Here is a 17331-nt window from a genome sequence, read left to right as displayed (position 1 = left end):
TGTCCCGGTCGAAGACTGAAGGGACTTCCGTCGCTGCGGGTACGGGGCCCCGTTGCGTTGCAGGGAGTCCACCGGTCCACGGGCTACCAGGGTATCAGCGCCGAAGGGAGGGTGCTTCCGGCCACGCGCCGTCCCGCGCATCCGATGAGCCTTTCCCCCGAGTCAGACTTTTTCCCCCCAGTCACCCTTGGCCTACCCGTTCGGCGGACCGATGTTGTCGGGACCGTGGCGCAGAGCCCCGTGGTGCGTCGTATCCTGCTCAAACATTCGCTGCCGAGTCCGGCCGGCAAACGGCACCATCCCCGCCCGATTTCCCGGAAATAGAGCTCGTCAACGACCCTTGACCGAAGTACGCGCCCCACGGGGCGGACATGGCCGTTCGACTGGAGATGCACGTGGCCGGGCGCATCGAGGATTACGCACTCATCGGAGACATGCAGACCGCTGCCCTGGTCTGCCGGGACGGCACAGTCGACTGGCTGTGCCTGCCCCGCTTCGACTCGCACGCCGTGTTCGCGGCACTGCTCGGCACCGATGAGCATGGTTTCTGGCGACTGGGACCCGCGCATCCCGCGGGCTCCGTGCCGCCACGGGCCACACGGCGCCGCTACCGCGGAGACTCACTGATTCTCGAATCGGAGTGGGACACCCCGCGCGGCACCGTCAGAGTGACCGATTTCATGCCCCCGCGTGACGGCGCTCCGCAGGTGATCCGGATCGTGGAGGGCATCAGCGGACGCGTGCCCATGCGGTCCGCGCTGCGGATGCGGTTCAGTTACGGGCGGGTCGTGCCCTGGGTCCACAAGGTGGACAACCGCACGGTCGCCGTCGCCGGGCCCGACTCGGTCTGGCTGGATACGGACGCCGAGACATACGGCAAGGACCTCACGACGTACTCCGACTTCACGGTGGCGCCGGGAGACCGGATCGCGTTCACGATCAGCTGGCAGCCCTCGCACCGGCAGCCGCCCGCGCTGCCCGACCCCGAGGGGTCGCTGGAGGCGACCTCCGACTTCTGGCGTGAATGGGTCGAGCACTGCACGTACCACGGCCCCTACCGGGAGGCGGTGGTCCGTTCGCTGATCACGCTCAAGGCGCTGACCTACGCGCCGACGGGCGGGATCGTGGCGGCGCCGACGACCTCGCTGCCGGAGGAGATCGGCGGCGTACGGAACTGGGACTACCGCTACACCTGGCTGCGCGACGCGGCGATCACGCTCTCCTCGCTGCTGCGCACCGGCTACCGCGAGGAGGCCCGCGCCTGGCGCGAGTGGCTGCTGCGCGCGGTCGCGGGCGACCCCGAGAACCTGCAGATCATGTACGGCATCGCGGGCGAGCGCGAGCTGGGCGAGGCGGAGCTCGACTGGCTGCCCGGCTATGAGCGCTCGGGCCCCGTCCGGGTCGGCAACGGCGCCGCGCACCAGCTCCAGCTGGATGTGTACGGCGAGGTCACCGAAGCGCTGCATCTGGCGCATATGACCGGTCTCGCCCGCAATGACTACGCCTCGGTGCTCCAGCTCAAGCTGATCCGGTATCTGGAGAAGCACTGGGACCAGCCGGACGAGGGCATCTGGGAGGTGCGCGGTCCGCGCCGGCACTTCGTGCACTCGAAGGTGATGGCCTGGGTCGCGGTCGACCGCACGATCAAGCTGATCGAGTCGGGCGACGCCGACGGGCCGCTGGACCGCTGGCGCGAGATGCGGGACGACATCCACCGCGATGTCTGCGAGAAGGGGTACGACAAGGAGCGGAACACCTTCACGCAGTCCTACGGCTCCAAGGAGCTGGACGCGTCGCTGCTGCTCATTCCGCAGATGGGCTTCCTGCCGCCGGACGACAAGCGGGTCATCGGCACGATCGAGGCGATCCAGCGGGAGCTGTCCACGGAGGACGGCTTCATCATGCGGTACCCGACCTCGGGCGAGGACGCCGGAGTGGACGGTCTGGAGGGCGACGAGGGCGCGTTCCTGGCCTGCTCGTTCTGGCTCGCCGACGATCTCGCGATGATCGGGCGGGTGGACGAGGCCAGGAAGCTCTTCGAGAAGCTGCTCGCGCTCCGTAACGATCTGGGGCTGCTGGCGGAGGAGTGGGACTCCCGGCTCCAGCGCCAAGTGGGGAACTTCCCGCAGGCGTTCAGCCATGTCCCGCTGATCGACACGGCGCTGAGGCTGACGGCCTCGGGGGCGTACGGCGGCTGACGGCCGGAAGTGAGCCCCGGCCGTCGCCACCGCGTACGGCCGGGGCGGTCCCGCGTGCTTTTCCAGTAGCCTCCGGCGTCATGGACAGTCAGGGCGGAATCACCGTGCGGCGGGCCCTTGAGCTGCCGGGACTCCGCGCCGGTCTGCCCGAGGTCGTCGCCTGCGCGGACCGGCTGGACCGTACGGTGCGCTGGGTGCACGCGGGTGAGGTGCCGTACATCGCGTCCCTGCTCAAGGGCGGCGAGCTGCTTCTCACCACGGGGCTCGGGCTGGGCAGCCGCCCGGCCGAGCAGCGGGTCTTCGTCCGCAGGCTCGCCGAGCGCGGGATCGCGGCACTGGTGGTGGAGCTGGGATCCCGGTTCGACCGTCTTCCCACGACGGTCGTGGAGACGGCTCGGGCCGCCGGGCTGCCGCTGGTGCAGCTGCACCGCGAGGTGCCGTTCGTCTCGGTGACCGAAGAGGTGCACACCGAGATCGTGAACGGCCACTACGCGCTGCTGCGGCAGGCCGAGGAGGTGCACCGGCGGTGCACGGAGGCGCTGCTCGACGGGGGCGGGGTGCCGCAGGTGCTCCGTATCCTCGCGGATTTCGCGGGCAATCCGGTCTTCCTGGAGACGGCCGAGGGACGTCTGCTGTACGCGGCGGCCCCCGGCGCCGGTCCGGCCGCCGCCGATCCGCTCCAGATCTGGGAGGGGCTGCGCGGCCAGCGGGCGGCGCGCGCGGCGGGGCCGCCGGCCGGGGCGGTGCTGGTGGACGTACCCGGCGGCGGGCACGGCACCGGGGCGGTACGGGCACGGCTGGTGCTGCCCGCCGTATCCGCGCCGCCGCTGCCGGTGCACCGGCTGGCGGCCGAGCGCGCGGCGGACATCCTGGCGGTCGTCCTGATGCAGGCCCGGCAGGAGGAGGAACTCGCGGCCCGAGGCCGTGGCGACTTCCTGACAGATCTCGCGGAGGGCCGGATCCTCGCCGAGGACGCGCCCGCGCAGGCGAAGGTGCTGGGTTTCAAGCCGGGCGAGGGGCCCCTGCTGCCGGTGGTGATGCGGCTGGCGCCCGAGTCGGCCCCGGCCGGCAACTGGGCGCTGCTCGCCAGGGCCGTGCTGGAGGAGCTGTCGTCGGTGGGGGTGCCGGTGCTGCTGGGCGTACGGCCGGTGGAGGGGCGGGTTCCGCTGCTACTGGGGCTGCGCACCGAGTCCGAGCGCACGGCGGTGGCCGACCGGGTCGCGACCGCGCTGCGCGCGGGCGTGGAACGGGCCGGGCTGGAGCGTCCCGGAACACAGCCGCCGGTGGTGGTCGTCGGCGTCGCGGGCGGCTGGGCGGCGGCGAGCGCGGGGCTGCGGCACGCGGCTGAGACCGCGACGGCGGCCCAGGGACTGCCGGACCGCGCCTGGTACGACGCCCGCAGGCTGGATATCGACCTACTGCTGTGGCGGCTGCGTGAACACCCCGATCTGGCGGCCTTCGTGGACCGCGCGATCGGCCCGCTGCGCGCGCACGACCGGACCTCACGCCCCGCGCTGCTGCCCACCCTGGAGGTCTATCTGGCCCACGCGGGCCGCAAGGCGGAGACGGCGCGCGAGCTGCATCTGAACCGCCAGACGCTCTACAACCGGCTGGCACGGATCGCGGAGCTGCTCGGCACGGACCTGGACGATCCGCAGACGGTGCTGGCCCTGAGCCTGGCACTGCGGGCGAGACGCCACACGCTCTGACCGACGGCGCCGCGGTCGGCCGGCCGGTGGGTGGGTCAGTGGGTCGTCGGTCCGTCAGTGAAGCGGTCCGTCAGTGGAGCGGTCCGTCAGTGGGTCGGTCGGTCAGTGGGACCGCTGGGGCTGCGTCAACTCGTCGTACACGCTGAGCACTTGCGCGATGGTCTCGTCCTCCGTCGGCCAGCTCGCCGCCTGCGCCAGGCCCGTCGCGGCGAGTTCCCGGCAGCGCTCGGGATCGCCGAGGAGACGTATCACGGCGTCGGCGAGAGCCGCCGCGTCCCCGTACGGTACGAGTTCCGCCGCGTCGCCGACCAGTTCGGGGACGGCGCCGACGGCCGTGGCGACCAGCGGGACGCCGAGCCGCAGCGCCTCCTGAGCGAGGACCGAGCGGCCCTCCCAGCGGCTGGGCAGCAGGGCCACATCGGCGGCGGCGAGGAGTTCGGAGACATCGTCGCGGCGGCCGATGAGCTGTACGGGCAACTCGGCGTCCTCGATGCGGCGCTGGAGTCCGGCGCGCTCCCGCCCCTCGCCCGCGATGACGACCAGCGGCATGGGGTCGAGGTGACGCCAGGTCCTGGCCGCGTCCAGCAGCGTGTCGTATCCCTTGTCGGGGACGAGGCTGCCGACGGCCATCAGCAACGGCCGGTCGACGGCGCCGAGTTCGGCGCGCGACTTGTTCTCGGGATCGTCGTCGGCGGTCCGGCGGGGCGCGGGCAGCGCGACCGACGCGAGACGGGCGTCGCGCGCCCCGCGCTCGCGGGCCCGGTCGACCAGCTCCGAGGAGGTGCCGAGCACAACGGCCGCCGCCCTGGCGGCTCTTCGCTCCATCAGCCGCAGCAGCCGGCCGCGCGGTCCTTCGGCGTGCGCACGGGTGTGCCAGGTGACGACGAGCGGCACGCGCATCCCGCCGAGCGCGATCGCGGTCCGTACGGCGGCGTGCACACCGTGGGCGTGCACCACGTCCGCGCCGACGCACGCCGCCCGCAGGGCCGCGACGGCCGCCGGATCACTGCGCCGGGGCACGGGTACGTGATACGCCCCCGAGCCCCGGAAGTCGTAGGCGCGGTCGAGTTCGGCGGGGGCGCACACCGTCACCCGCACTCCCCTGGCGGCCAGACCGGCCGCCAGTGAGCGCACATGCGCGCTGCTGCCCGCACTGCCGCCGCCAAGTACCTGGACCGTACGCAGTGGTGTCACGTGGTCAAGGCTCCTGGCTCGGGATGGGGTGACGGATGGACGGCCGGGGTGCCCAAAACGGCGCGGCGCGGGGCCCGAAAGTCGCTGCGCCAAGGATGCCAGTCCGTACGCACGTTCCGGCACCGCCGGGGCGTCGTTCGTGTGTCCGGCCCCTCAACTCGGCGCCCGGATCACTCACATGGGTGAGGACGCGCGTCGGCCGACCCGGTCACCGTACGCCGTCACGGCGACAACTCCCAGTGCGCGAAGGGCCGGCCCGGCCCGGCCGACGCGGCGCCCGCGCCCGGATCCGGCCCGCGCCCGGCGTAGTCGGCACCCGGACTCCGCGCCTCCGGCGGCCTGTTCACGGAGCACGTCGTATACGGCGCGCGATCCCCTGCGCGGTGACGGACGCGGCGGCGGGCCGCCTCCGGCCGCCGGCAGCGCAGGGGCGGCCGGGGCGACACCCCCGTATGTCCGGGCCCGGTCCGGCCCCGGGCCCGGTCCGGTCGATCTCGGGCCCGCGCCGCCCGGCACGCACGCTCGCCGCGTCGTCGGAGTCGTCCACGTACGTCCAGTACGAGGACGATCCTCCGCCGTGCGACCGCACGCGCCGCCCGCGACATCGTGCCGCTGCCGCAGCGGGCGCAGGCCCCGCCCTGCGGCGTCCGGTGCACTCCGTTCGCTGCGCTCTCTCCGTCTCGGCGCCTGATTCCTTCTTCGGATGCCGAGCGGCGATCGCAAGGCGGAGGGTCGCCCCAGTACTGGACGTACTGGGGTGATCCCGACAACGCCGCGAGCGTGCGTGCCGGGCGTCGCGGGCCAGGCGGGACCTTCGCAACACGCCCTAGCCGCCGGAGGCGGCACCCCGCGCCGTGGCCAGCAGTTCCTCCGCGTGCGCCCGCGCCGTTTCCGAGTCCTCCTGGCCCGCCAGCATCCGCGACAACTCCCGTACCCGGTCCTCGCCCTCCAGGACCGTCACCCCGGAGCGCGTCACCGAGCCGTCCACCGTCTTCTCGACCAGCAGCTGCCGGTCGGCGAAGGCCGCGACCTGCGGAAGGTGCGTGACCACGACCACCTGCGCCGACGCGGCCAGTTTCGCCAGCCGACGGCCCACCTCGACCGCCGCTTTGCCGCCGACGCCCGCGTCCACCTCGTCGAAGAGATAGGTCGGCACCGGATCCGAGCCCGCGAAGACCACCTCCACCGCGAGCATCACCCGCGACAGCTCACCACCGGACGCGCCCTTGGCGATCGGCCGGGGCTGGGCGCCCGGGTGGGGTGCCAGCAGCAGTTCGACCTCGTCGACGCCGTGCGGCCCGTACACGACCGCGCGTCCGCCGACCTCGACGCCGTCCGCCTCGTCGGCGGACTCGGTCTGGCGGATGTCGAACGAGACGCGCGCGTGCGGCATGGCGAGCGAGGCCAGCTCGGCCGTGACGGCCTGCGCGAAGAGTGCCGCCGCCGCCGTACGCGCGTCGGTCAGCGTCTGCGCGAGCGCGGACAGCTCGGACCGCAGGGCGTCCCGCTCGGCCGTCAGCTCGCCGATCCGTTCGTCGTCGCCCTCCAGCTCGGTGAGCCGCGCGCTGCTCTCCTCGGCCCAGGCCAGGACGGTGGTGATGTCCTCGCCGTACTTACGGGTCAGCCCGGTGAGCGCGGCCCTGCGCTCCTCCACGGCGGCCAGCCGCAGCGGATCGGCGTCCAGATTGTCCGCGTATCCGGCGAGTTCACCGGCCACATCGGCCAGCAGGATGGAGATCTCGCCCATGCGCTCGGCGAGCCCGGCGAGCGCGGGGTCATGGGACCGTACGGCCTCCAGCGCCCGGCCCGCGCCCCCGACCAGGGTCGTCGCGTCGACGCCCTCCGGGTCCTCGGGGTTGCCGGCCAGCGCAGCGTGCGCGACGGACGCGGCGGACGCGAGCGCCTCCGCGTGGCCGAGGCGCTCGGCCTCCGCGGCGAGTTCGATGTCCTCGCCCGCCCTCGGCTCGACCGCCCCGATCTCGTCCAGCCCGAAGCGCAGCAGATCGGCTTCCTGGGCCCGCTCACGGGCCCGGGTGGTCAGTTCGTCCAGCTCCGCGGCGACGGTGCGCAGCCTGCGGTACGCCTCGGTGTAGGCGGCGTACGGAACGGCGACCGCGTCACCCGCGTACCGGTCGAGCGCCTTGCGCTGCCGCGCGGGCCGCAGCAGCCCCTGCTGGTCGGTCTGGCCGTGCACCGCGACCAGGTCGTCCGCCAGCTCGGCCAGCACGCCCACGGGCACGGAGCGCCCGCCGAGATGGGCGCGCGAGCGTCCCTCCGCGGAGACGGTTCTGCTGATGAGCAGGGTTCCGTCGTCCAGCTCCGCCCCCGCCTCCTCGGCACGCAGGGTCGCCGGGGCACCGGGGGCGAGCGTGATCCGCCCCTCCACGACCGCCGACTTCGCGCCGATCCGCACCAGGGCGGGATCGGCGCGTCCGCCGAGCAGCAGTCCGAGACTGGTGACGACCATGGTCTTGCCCGCGCCCGTCTCACCGGTCACCGCCGTGAAGCCGGGTGACAGCTCGACGACCGCGTCGTCGATGACTCCGAGCGACCGTATCCGCATCTCCTCCAACACGGTCATGACCATACGAGGTCCGGGAGCCCCCGCGCGACGGACCCCACCCCCGATTCCCTCGACCGGGCAGTGTCCGGGTGGTGCGCGGCCTGAGCGTTACGTACCGAATCCACCCGGAAACACCCCTACGTCCTGTCGGTCATGTCACCGGCTGTCGGGCACGCCACCGGCGGGTCCGGTCAGTGCGGCGCCCCGCGCCAGCCGGACACCGGCAGCGCGAACTTGGCCACCAGCCGGTCGGTGAACGACGCGTGATGCAGCCGCGCCAGCCGTACCGGGACGGCTCCGCGCCGTACCTCCACCCTCGCTCCCGGCGGCAGTTCCACGGTCCTGCGCCCGTCGCACCACAGCACCCCGTGCGGGGTGTTCGCCTGCACCTCCACCGCCAGCACCGTGGTCGGCGAGGTCACCAGCGGCTTCGCGAAGAGCGCGTGCGCGCTGATCGGCACCATCAGCAGCGCCTCGACCTCCGGCCAGACGACCGGCCCGCCGGCCGAGAAGGCGTACGCCGTCGACCCCGTGGGGGTGGCACAGACGATCCCGTCGCAGCCGAACGCGGTGACCGGCCGTCCGTCGATCTCCAGGACGACTTCGAGCATCCGTTCCGGTGAGACCTTCTGCACGGCGGCCTCGTTGAGCGCCCAGTCCCGGTGGACCACATCGCCGTTGCTGCGCACGACGACATCGATGGTCATCCGCTCCTCGACCTCGTAGGAACGAGTGACGACGCGGTTGACGACCTTGTCCAGATCGTCACGTTCCGCCTCGGCGAGGAAGCCGACCCTGCCCAGATTGACCCCGAGCATCGGGACGCCCGAGGCCCGCGCGAACGCGGCGCCGCGCAGCAGCGTGCCGTCCCCGCCGAGCACGATGAGCAGCTCACAGCCGTCGAGCGCGGCCGGGGTGGCGTCCGGGACCGTCTCCACGGACTCCGGCAGCGGCAGGTCGACCGCCTCCGCCGCCAGGACCCGTACGCCGAGACCGCTGCGTACCAGTCCGTTCACGACCAGTTCCGCGCTGCGGATCGCCGCGGGTCTGCCGGTGTGGGCCAGCAGGAATACGGTGCGTTCTGCGTTCGACGTCAACGGGGTCCCTCCGCCACTGCACGGTCGACATCGGCCGGGTCCAGTTCGGGGGCTCCGGCCCTGAGCCACAGAAAATACTCAACATTTCCGGAGGGTCCCGGCAGCGGACTGGCGGTGACTCCCCTTACCCCGAGGCCGAGTTCACCCGCGCGCCGCGCCACGGTCCGTACGGCCTCTGCCCGGAGTTCCGGGCTGCGCACGACCCCTCCGCTGCCCAGTCGCTCCTTGCCGACCTCGAACTGCGGCTTCACCATCAGTACGAGATCGGCGTCCGGGGCGGCGCAGTTCACCAGCGCGGGCAGCACCACCCCCAGCGGGATGAACGACAGATCCCCCACGATCAGATCCACGGGCTCCCCTTCGATCGCTTCGAGCGTCAACTCACGTACGTTCGTACGATCCTTGACGGTGACGCGTTCATCACTCCGCAGCGACCAGGCGAGTTGGCCGTAACCGACGTCCACCGCGACGACATGGCCGACACCGGCCCGCAGCAGGACATCCGTGAAACCGCCGGTGGACGCGCCGGCGTCGAGCGCCCGGCGGCCGGCGACCTCAAGTCCGAGCGGCACGAAGGCCGCCAGCGCCCCGGCGAGTTTGTGCCCGCCGCGCGAGACGTAGTCGGGATCGCCGTCGTCCTCGGTCACGACGACGGCGGCGCTGGTCTCCACCTGGGTGGCGGGTTTGGTCGCGGTGGTGCCGCCGACGGTCACCCGGCCCGCGGCGATCAGCTGGCTCGCGTGCTCACGCGAGCGCGCGAGGTTACGGCGTACCAGCTCGGCATCGAGACGGCGGCGTGCCAGTCCAGCCACGTTCGGTTCAGCTCCTGTGGTCGTACGCGGGAGAAGTCAGCGGGGCGTCGGCTGCCCCCGGGGCCCCTGAGGGGGTGGAAACCCCTGGGGTCCTGGGACGCCCTGAGGTGCCGGACGTGTGTCGAGCGCGGTCAGTGCGTCGCGCAGGCCCCGGTGTACATCCTCGTACACCTCGACATGGCCGTCCGCAGGGAGGTGGTCGGCGTCGGCGAGCCGGGTCAGCAGCGCGTCCACCTCGGCGTCGCCGGTCGGGATCCGCTCCAGGCCGAGGGGCAGGGGCGCCGCGGGGTCGTGGGCGGCGGGTCCGGCGGCCCCGGTCTCCCGTGCCGTCTCCCCTGCGGGCTCCTGTTCCGTCCCCGGTTCCGTCCCCCGCTCCGTCCCCCGTTCCGTCTCCCGCTCGGGCCGCTCCCCGGCCCATTCCCCAGGCCGTGCCCCGGGCCGTCCCACGGGCCGTTCCACGGGCCGCTGCCCGGACCCTCGCCCGGCCGGGCCCGCCATCGAGTCGCTCATGCCCAGACGCTACCGCGAAGCCCTGCGGTACCGTCGATCGCGATGGCGACGATGGAGGAGTGCCGCGACGCACTCGACAAGCTCTCTGACAATCTGGCGCAGGCGGACGGAAAGGTCCGCACGGCGGCCGGCTTCGACCGCTCGCTGAGCTGCCACATCACGGATCTCGATGTCACGTTCACCGGACGTCTGGTGAACGGCCGGATCGTGGTGACCGACACCGTGGAGGGTCCACCACCGGAGAAGGCCGAGATCAGACTCGCCATGACGGGCGACGACCTGGTGGCGCTGGTTGACGGTGAACTGAACTTCGCCCGCGCCTGGGGCTCGGGCCGGGTCAGGCTGGAGGCCGGTTTCCGCGATCTGCTGCGGCTGAGGTCGCTGCTCTGAGGGCGCGCCGTCGGGGCCCGGTGGGCGGGCGCGCTCCGGCTCACTTCCCCGACGGTACGGATTGCGGCGGCACGGATTCGCGCGGCACGGATTCGCGCGGCACGGATTCCGGTAGTACGGATTCGCGCGGCACGGATCGCTGCACCGCGGATCGCGGCGGCACGGATACGGGCCGTCGCGCCCGCCGCCCCGCCGGGACCACCAGCGGCGTACCGGTCTCCGGATCGTCGATGACCTGGCAGCGCAGCCCGAACACCTCCTCCACCCGCTCCGCCGTGACGACGTCCGCCGGAGTGCCCTCGGCCACGATCCGCCCGTCGCGCATCGCGATGAGGTGGGTGGCGTACCGGGCCGCGTGGTTGAGGTCGTGCAGGACGGCGACGAGCGTACGGCCCTGTGTCTCGTGCAGTTCGGCGCAGAGGTCGAGCACATCGATCTGGTGCTGGATGTCGAGAAAGGTGGTCGGCTCGTCCAGCAGCAGGAGCGGCGTCTGCTGGGCGAGGGCCATCGCGATCCAGACCCGCTGGCGCTGACCGCCGGACAGTTCGTCGACATAGCGACCGGCGAGCTCACCGACGCCGGTCGCCGCCATCGATTCCTCGACAATCCGCTCGTCCTCCGGCGACCACTGACGCAGCAGCCCCTGGTGCGGATAGCGACCGCGCGCCACCAGATCCGCGACCGTGATCCCGTCGGGCGCGATGGACGACTGCGGCAGCAGCCCCAGGGTCCTGGCGACCTTCTTGGCGGGCAGGGAGTGGATGGCCGTGCCGTCGAGCAGGACGCGCCCGCCGGACGGTTTGAGCATCCGCGAAAGCGCGCGCAGCAAAGTCGACTTGCCGCAGGCGTTCGGCCCCACGATCACCGTGAAGGACTGGTCGGGGATCTCGACCGACAGATCACTGGCGATGATCCGCTGGTCGTAGCCGAGGGTCACCGATTCCGCGGTGAGGCGCTGCATGGTCATCAAGTTAGGTTAGCCTACCCTCGCAATCGATCTCGCTGCGGGAAAGGCGAAGAGGCCCCATGACCGACGCCCCCTTCCAGTTCTTCACCGTCGAGGTGCTCCGCACGGAGCGCGTCACCCCGTCGATGGCGCGGGTCGTCCTCGGCGGACCGGACCTGGCCCGGATGGCCACGGCCGGACGCGACCAGCGCGTCAAGCTGTTCCTGCCACGGCCGGGCCAGCGCGAACCGGTCATGCCGGACATGGCGCGGGCCGACTGGTACGACGCCTGGCGCGAGCTCGACCCCGGGGTACGCGGCGTCATGCGTACATACACCGTGCGCGAACTGCGCCGCGACCCGCACGAGTTGGTCATCGACTTCGCCCTGCACTCCACGGAGGGCAACGGCGAGGACAAGGACAAGGGCGAGCCCGGCAGCGGGGACGAGGCCAAGGGCGGGGAAGGCGGCGGCAGTTGTGGAGGCACGGCCGTGGACGCCGCGTCAGGACCCGCCACCCGCTGGGCGCGAGCGGCCCGGCCCGGCGCCCGGATAGCCATCCTGGCACCGGTCGACGAGGAGAACGCCGGCTATGAATTCCGGCCCCCGGCCGGCACCGGCTGGATCCTGCTGACCGCCGACGAGTCGGCCCTGCCCGCCGTCGCCGGGATCCTGGAGTCCCTGCCGCCCGGCATGCCCGCCCGGGTCTGGATCGAGGTCCATGACCCGGCCGACCGCCAGGAACTCCCCACCAAGGCCGACGCCGAGATCGTCTGGCTGACCCACGGCCACCACACGCCGTCGGCCTCGGCGGACGCGATCCGCGCCGCCACTCTGCCCGGGGGCACCCCGTACGCCTGGATCGCCGGTGAGTCGGCGACGGTGAAGGCCGTACGCCGCCATCTCGTCGGAGAACGCGGCTTCGACCGCAAGGCCGTCAAGTTCAGCGGCTACTGGCGCCGGGGTGCGTCCGAGGACCATCTGCTGGCCGCCGCGGAGGAGGCGTGACCCATCCCGCCCGCCCCGCGGCCCCCTACGGAGCCGTTACGGAGCCTGGGCCCCGCTGCGGGCCTGCTACAGACCGAGCTTCGCCAGCGCCTTGCCCGCGTCCCGCGCACAGGAGCCGTCACCCGCGTCCGTCCAGGCCGCCGCGCACAGCGCGCGCAGCCCGTCCAGCGCCGCGCCCTCCCCGTCGAGCACCAGCGCGCCGGCGCCGACGTACGCGGTCCAGCCCCCGCACCCGAAGGCTCCCGTGGTTTCGCCGGCCTCGGATACATCGGCGGCCTGGGCGTGGGCGACATCGGTGACTTCGGGCTGGCCGGTCAGCAGCCCGCGCAGATCCAGGTCCACATAGGTCGGCCGGTGCCGGGGTTCGGCGGTCAGCAGCTCCGCCGCGTCCGTCACACCCGTCAGGACGAGCAGCGAGTCCACCCCTCCGTTGAACGCCCCTTCGATGTCGGTGTCCAGCCGGTCCCCGACCACCAGCGCGTGCTCGGCCCCGGTCCGCAGGATCGTCTCCCGGTGCATCGGGGGCAGCGGCTTGCCCGCGACCTGCGGCTCGGCGCCCGTCGCGATCCGTACGACCTCGACCGCCGCGCCATTGCCCGGCATGATCCCCCGCGCGCTCGGAATCGTCAGATCCGTATTGGACGCGAACCACGGCACTCCGTGGTTGATCGCGTAGCACGCCTCGGCGAACCGGCCCCAGGCCAGGTCGGGCCCCCCGTACCCCTGCACCACGGCGGCCGGGTCGTCGTCGGCCGATTCCACCGGTTCGAGACCGCGCTCGCGGAGCGCGATCCGCAGCCCCTCGCCACCGATGACCAGCACCTTGGACCCCCGCGGCAGCTGCTCGGCGATCAGCCGGGACACCGCCTGCGCCGAGGTGATCACATCGGCGGGGTCGGCGGGCACACCGAGTTCCGTCAGATGCGCGGCGACGGTGTCCGGCGGACGGAGCGCGTTGTTGGTGACGTAGGCGAGGCGCATCCCGTTGTCCCGGGCCGTGTTGAGCGACTCGACCGCGTACGCGATGGCCTCCCCGCCCGCGTACACGACCCCGTCGAGATCGAGCAGAGCAGTGTCGTACGCCTCGTTCAGCGCGGTCGTGCTCCCGCTCGGCCTGGTCCTGCTCTGCTGGCTCATCCGTCTTACGCTCCTCGCTCGGGTTGTCCCCCGATCATCGCTCATCCCCGTACCGCACATACGATGCCCGAATGAACACAACAGGTCCTGCGGACAAGGGGCTGCGGCTGATTCCGTTCCGCGGACTCCGCTACGTCCCTGAGCGGGTCGGCAGTCTCTCCGCGGTGACCTCGCCGCCGTACGACGTGGTCGTCAGGCCGGACGGGCTGCACCATCTGGAGTCGGCGGATCCGCACAACATCGTCCGGCTGATCCTGCCGCAGGCCGCCACCCCCGAGGACCGTCACCGCCAGGCGGCGACGACGCTGGAACAGTGGCTGTCGGAGGGCATCCTCGCCCCGGATCCGGAGCCCGCGCTGTACGTGTACGAGCAGCGCAAGGGCGAGCTGCTCCAGCGCGGGGTCATCGGGGCCCTGGCCCTCTCCGCCCCGGCGGACGGCATCGTGCTGCCGCACGAGGACGTGATGCCGGATGTCGTGGCGGACCGCGCGGCCCTGATGCGGACGACCGCGGCGAATCTGGAACCGCTGCTGCTGACATACCGGAAGGGGGACGAGACGGGCGGCGCGGCAGCTGTGATCGAACGCGTCATCCGCCGCTCCCCGCTCCTGGCGACGACCACGGAGGACGGGTTCGGCCACCGGCTGTGGTCGGTCACCGCCCCCGGCGACCTCGCGGAGATCACCGATGACCTCGCCCACCACCAGGCTCTGATCGCGGACGGTCATCACCGCTGGGCGACGTATCTGCGGCTGCGGGACGAGCACTCGGCGCCGGGGCCCTGGGGCTACGGTCTGGTGCTCCTGATCGACACGGCCCGCTACCCGCTCCAGGTCCGCTCCATCCACCGGCTGCTGCACGGGCTGCCCGTCGACCGGGCGGTGGCGGCCCTGGCGGGCTCCTTCCGGATCCGTACGGTCGACGGGCCGCTCCCGGAGGCACTCGACGCGCTGGCCGACGCCGCTGCCTCGGGCAACGCGTTCCTGCTCGCCGGGGACGGCCGGTTCCAGCTGGTCGACCGGCCGGACCGGGATCTGCTGGCGCGTACGGTCCCGGCCGACCGGCCGGCGCCCTGGCGGAGCCTGGACGCGACGGTCCTCCACGCCACGCTGCTCGACCACATCTGGCGGATCCCGGACACCCCGGAGCACATCGCCTACATCCATGACACGGAGGCGGCCGTCAGCAAGGCGGAACAGGACGGCAGCACGGCGGTCCTGATGCATCCGGTGCACGAGGACGTCGTACGGGAGCTGGCGCTCCAAGGCGTCACGATGCCACGCAAGTCGACGTCCTTCGGCCCGAAGCCGGCGACGGGGCTGGTGCTGCGGAGCCTGGCTCTCGGCTGACCCGGGCCTCGGCCTTCCCGGGGCCGGCCCTGGGCCGACATACGAGTGGGCGGCACCCTGGTCCGGGTGCCGCCCACTCGTCTCGTCACTCAGCCTTTGTCGTGGCTGTTCTTGTCGCTGTTCTTGTCGTCGGCCTCGGCCTCGGTCGCGGCCTCGGCTGCGCCTTCGCCTTCGCCTTCGTCGATGATGTCGTCGTCGACATCGGCCTCGACGTCCGCCTCGATGTCGTCGTCGACATCAACGTCGGCCTCGGCGTCGGCATCGACCGGCGTGCCGGGCTCGTCCTCGTCCTCACCCATGGCATCGACGAACTCGACGCCGTCCAGCTCGGCGAGACGGTCCGAGGCATCCGTCGCCCCGTCCTTGTCCGCCTCGATCGTCTTGCCGAACCACTCCCGCGCCTCGTCCTCGCGCCCGGCCGACAGCAGGGCGTCGGCGTACGCGTACCGCAGCCGCGCGGTCCACGGCTGTACGGAGTTCGAGGCCAGTTCGGGGCTCTGAAGCGTCACGATGGCGGCCTCGATCTGCCCCATGTCCCTGCGCGCACCGGCCGCGACGAGTCGCATCTCGACCTGGCCGGCCTTGTCGAGCTTCTGCACCTCGGGCTCACCGGCCATCGCCATCGCACGCTCGGGACGGCCGAGACCGCGCTCGCAGTCCGCCATGACGGGCCACAGGTCGACACCGCCGGTCATCCGCCGCGCCGCCCGGAACTCGGCCAGCGCCTCGGCGTACTTCTGCGTCGCGTACGCGGCGAAGCCGGCGGCCTCACGTACGGCGGCGACCCTGGAGGCGAGCCGCAGCGCGATACGCGAGTACGCGTAAGCCTGCTCGGGGTCCTCGTCGATCAGCTTCGCGACCATGACGAGGTTTCTGGCGACGTCCTCGGCGAGCGTCTTGGGCAGGCTCATCAGCTCCTGCCGGACGCTCTTGTCGATCTCGTCACCCGTGACGTCCTCGGGGATGGGCAGCCGCTTGATGGGCTCGCGGTCGCGGTCCCGGTCGTCCCGGCGCTCGTAACCGCCACCGCGGTTGTCGTCACGGCCCCGGTATCCGCCGCGGTCCCCGCCCCGGTCGTCGCGACGCCCGTAGCCGCCACCGCCACCGCTGGGACGCCCGCCCCGGTCATCACGGCGCGGGCCGCTGGGCCGCTCGTCCCGGCGCCCGTAACCGCCGCCGCCGCGATTGTCGTCACGGCGAGGTGCGGCGGAACGTTCATCCCGACGGAAGCCGCCGGGCCGGTCGTCGCGACGGTCGTAGCGGCCCCGGTATCCGCCACGGTCGTTGTCCCGGCGCGGACCACTGGGACGGTCGTCACGACGGAAACCACCCGGCCGGTCATCACGACGGTCATCCCGACGCGGACCCGACGGACGGTCATCACGCCGATCGTCACGACGGAACGTGGGACGGTCATCACGCCGGTCATCACGACGGAACGTGGGACGGTCGTCACCCCGGTCATCACGACGGAACGTGGGACGGTCATCACGCCGGTCATCACGACGAGGACCAGCAGACCGGTCGTCGCGACGGTCGTCACGCCCCCGGTATCCGCCACGGTCGTTGTCCCGACGCGGACCACTGGGACGGTCGTCACGACGGAAACCACCCGGCCGGTCATCACGACGGTCATCCCGACGCGGACCCGACGAACGGTCATCACGCCGATCGTCACGACGGAACGTGGGACGGTCGTCACGCCGGTCATCACGACGAGGACCGGCAGGCCGGTCATCCCGACGCCCGAAGCCGCCACGGTCGTCAGAACGACGCGGAGTGCTCGGACGGTCGTCACGACGCCCGTATCCACCGCCGCCGGCACCACCGGTCGGCCGCCCACCGCCACCGGCAGGCCGGCCACCGCGGCTGTCGTCCCGGCGGCCGTAACCGCCGCCGCTGAAACCGGAATTGGGGCGACCGCCACGGTCGTCCTCACGACGCGGACCGCCGGGGCGGTCATCACGACGGGGGCCGCTCGGCCGGTCGTCACGCGCACCACGGAACCCGCCACCGCGATTGTCATCACGGCGGTTGTTGTCATCACGACGGAAACCACCACGGTCCCGATCATCACGCCGCGGTCCGCGCTCGCGGTCGTCACGACCTCCGCGGAAGCCGCCCCGGTCACCGCTGTCCCTGCGGCGCTGGTCGCGCTCAGGACGGTCGTCGGAGGAGTTGGGGGACATCGGTTGGGCTCCTGTCTTCGGGTACCGCAGTCATTCTCGCGCAGTCGGCCTTCCGATGCGCTTCGGGCAAAAAGGGGTGGAAACAAAAAAAGACCCGTGATCCAGCGTGAACGCTGGACCACGGGTCCATGAAAGATTGTTCGGCGGCGTCCTACTCTCCCACAGGGTCCCCCCTGCAGTACCATCGGCGCTGTGAGGCTTAGCTTCCGGGTTCGGAATGTAACCGGGCG

General features: G+C 72.2%; 14 protein-coding genes and 1 rRNA gene. 5 read left to right on the top strand and 10 right to left on the bottom strand.

The genetic code is table 11. The features are described from left to right. Window positions 1-371 precede the first annotated feature (371 nt). On the top strand, window positions 372-2198 hold the full coding sequence (locus ACIOGX_RS31115) for a glycoside hydrolase family 15 protein (RefSeq protein ID WP_240045728.1): 1827 nt from the start codon (window positions 372-374) through the stop codon (window positions 2196-2198). 80 nt (window positions 2199-2278) lie between these two features. Beyond that, window positions 2279-3907, top strand: a complete 1629-nt coding sequence (locus tag ACIOGX_RS31110) for a PucR family transcriptional regulator (RefSeq protein ID WP_356518610.1) — start codon at window positions 2279-2281, stop codon at window positions 3905-3907. A 102-nt stretch (window positions 3908-4009) separates the two neighbouring features. On the opposite strand, the gene ACIOGX_RS31105 is transcribed toward ACIOGX_RS31110, so the two are convergent. The 5 genes from ACIOGX_RS31105 to ACIOGX_RS31085 form a co-directional block, all read right to left on the bottom strand. Next, window positions 4010-5101, bottom strand: a complete 1092-nt coding sequence (locus ACIOGX_RS31105) for a glycosyltransferase family 4 protein (RefSeq protein WP_401917988.1) — start codon at window positions 5099-5101, stop codon at window positions 4010-4012. A gap of 826 nt (window positions 5102-5927) precedes the next feature. After that, window positions 5928-7682, bottom strand: a complete 1755-nt coding sequence (recN, locus tag ACIOGX_RS31100) for a DNA repair protein RecN (protein WP_401917986.1) — start codon at window positions 7680-7682, stop codon at window positions 5928-5930. Between the two features lie 173 nt (window positions 7683-7855). After that, entirely contained in the window at window positions 7856-8761 is a 906-nt protein-coding gene (locus ACIOGX_RS31095) for an NAD kinase (RefSeq protein WP_129770131.1), read from the bottom strand. Further along, on the bottom strand, window positions 8758-9573 hold the full coding sequence (locus ACIOGX_RS31090; protein WP_356518613.1) for a TlyA family RNA methyltransferase: 816 nt from the start codon (window positions 9571-9573) through the stop codon (window positions 8758-8760). The genes ACIOGX_RS31095 and ACIOGX_RS31090 overlap by 4 nt, the downstream gene beginning before the upstream one ends. Before the next feature lie 36 nt (window positions 9574-9609). Next, window positions 9610-10020 (bottom strand): hypothetical protein, encoded by a 411-nt coding sequence (locus ACIOGX_RS31085; RefSeq protein ID WP_401918298.1) that lies wholly within the window; start codon window positions 10018-10020, stop codon window positions 9610-9612. A gap of 105 nt (window positions 10021-10125) precedes the next feature. Between ACIOGX_RS31085 and ACIOGX_RS31080 the strand changes: the two genes are divergently transcribed. Then, window positions 10126-10473 carry an SCP2 sterol-binding domain-containing protein gene (locus tag ACIOGX_RS31080; RefSeq protein WP_356518614.1) on the top strand — a complete coding sequence of 116 codons (348 nt, stop codon included), beginning with the start codon at window positions 10126-10128 and terminating at the stop codon, window positions 10471-10473. Between the two features lie 40 nt (window positions 10474-10513). Here ACIOGX_RS31080 and ACIOGX_RS31075 read toward each other — a convergent pair whose 3' ends face one another. Continuing rightward, a complete protein-coding gene (locus tag ACIOGX_RS31075) occupies window positions 10514-11434 on the bottom strand; it encodes an ATP-binding cassette domain-containing protein (protein WP_401918296.1) in 921 nt (306 codons plus the stop codon). A 65-nt stretch (window positions 11435-11499) separates the two neighbouring features. Between ACIOGX_RS31075 and ACIOGX_RS31070 the strand changes: the two genes are divergently transcribed. After that, window positions 11500-12426 (top strand): siderophore-interacting protein, encoded by a 927-nt coding sequence (locus ACIOGX_RS31070; RefSeq protein ID WP_401917983.1) that lies wholly within the window; start codon window positions 11500-11502, stop codon window positions 12424-12426. Window positions 12427-12492: 66 nt separating this feature from the next. Here ACIOGX_RS31070 and ACIOGX_RS31065 read toward each other — a convergent pair whose 3' ends face one another. After that, window positions 12493-13563 (bottom strand): HAD-IIA family hydrolase, encoded by a 1071-nt coding sequence (locus ACIOGX_RS31065; RefSeq protein ID WP_401917981.1) that lies wholly within the window; start codon window positions 13561-13563, stop codon window positions 12493-12495. A gap of 71 nt (window positions 13564-13634) precedes the next feature. Between ACIOGX_RS31065 and ACIOGX_RS31060 the strand changes: the two genes are divergently transcribed. Continuing rightward, entirely contained in the window at window positions 13635-14912 is a 1278-nt protein-coding gene (locus ACIOGX_RS31060; protein ID WP_401917979.1) for a DUF1015 family protein, read from the top strand. An 89-nt stretch (window positions 14913-15001) separates the two neighbouring features. Here ACIOGX_RS31060 and ACIOGX_RS31055 read toward each other — a convergent pair whose 3' ends face one another. From ACIOGX_RS31055 to rrf, 3 genes are all read right to left on the bottom strand, one after another. Then, a complete protein-coding gene (locus ACIOGX_RS31055) occupies window positions 15002-15823 on the bottom strand; it encodes a hypothetical protein (protein WP_401917977.1) in 822 nt (273 codons plus the stop codon). Continuing rightward, window positions 15823-17016 (bottom strand): hypothetical protein, encoded by a 1194-nt coding sequence (locus ACIOGX_RS31050; RefSeq protein WP_401917975.1) that lies wholly within the window; start codon window positions 17014-17016, stop codon window positions 15823-15825. The genes ACIOGX_RS31055 and ACIOGX_RS31050 overlap by 1 nt, the downstream gene beginning before the upstream one ends. A gap of 223 nt (window positions 17017-17239) precedes the next feature. After that, window positions 17240-17331 (bottom strand): 5S ribosomal RNA (gene rrf / locus ACIOGX_RS31045); the annotation flags it as partial.

Origin of the sequence: Streptomyces sp. NPDC088147, assembly GCF_044741565.1 — a bacterium.
In the GTDB taxonomy this organism is placed as follows: domain Bacteria; phylum Actinomycetota; class Actinomycetes; order Streptomycetales; family Streptomycetaceae; genus Streptomyces.
Note: the sequence above shows the minus strand (reverse complement) of the source record. Positions and strands in the feature narration are given on the sequence as shown.

Bases quoted from the DNA above. Each gene is read 5' to 3' on its own strand.
- ACIOGX_RS31115 (WP_240045728.1), top strand. From the start codon at position 372: ATGGCCGTTCGACTGGAGATGCACGTGGCCGGGCGCATCGAGGATTAC.
- ACIOGX_RS31110 (WP_356518610.1), top strand. From the start codon at position 2,279: ATGGACAGTCAGGGCGGAATCACCGTGCGGCGGGCCCTTGAGCTGCCG.
- recN (WP_401917986.1), bottom strand. From the start codon at position 7,682: ATGACCGTGTTGGAGGAGATGCGGATACGGTCGCTCGGAGTCATCGAC.
- ACIOGX_RS31080 (WP_356518614.1), top strand. From the start codon at position 10,126: ATGGCGACGATGGAGGAGTGCCGCGACGCACTCGACAAGCTCTCTGAC.
- ACIOGX_RS31075 (WP_401918296.1), bottom strand. From the start codon at position 11,434: ATGCAGCGCCTCACCGCGGAATCGGTGACCCTCGGCTACGACCAGCGG.
- ACIOGX_RS31070 (WP_401917983.1), top strand. From the start codon at position 11,500: ATGACCGACGCCCCCTTCCAGTTCTTCACCGTCGAGGTGCTCCGCACG.
- ACIOGX_RS31065 (WP_401917981.1), bottom strand. From the start codon at position 13,563: ATGAGCCAGCAGAGCAGGACCAGGCCGAGCGGGAGCACGACCGCGCTG.
- ACIOGX_RS31060 (WP_401917979.1), top strand. From the start codon at position 13,635: ATGAACACAACAGGTCCTGCGGACAAGGGGCTGCGGCTGATTCCGTTC.
- ACIOGX_RS31055 (WP_401917977.1), bottom strand. From the start codon at position 15,823: ATGAGCCTGCCCAAGACGCTCGCCGAGGACGTCGCCAGAAACCTCGTC.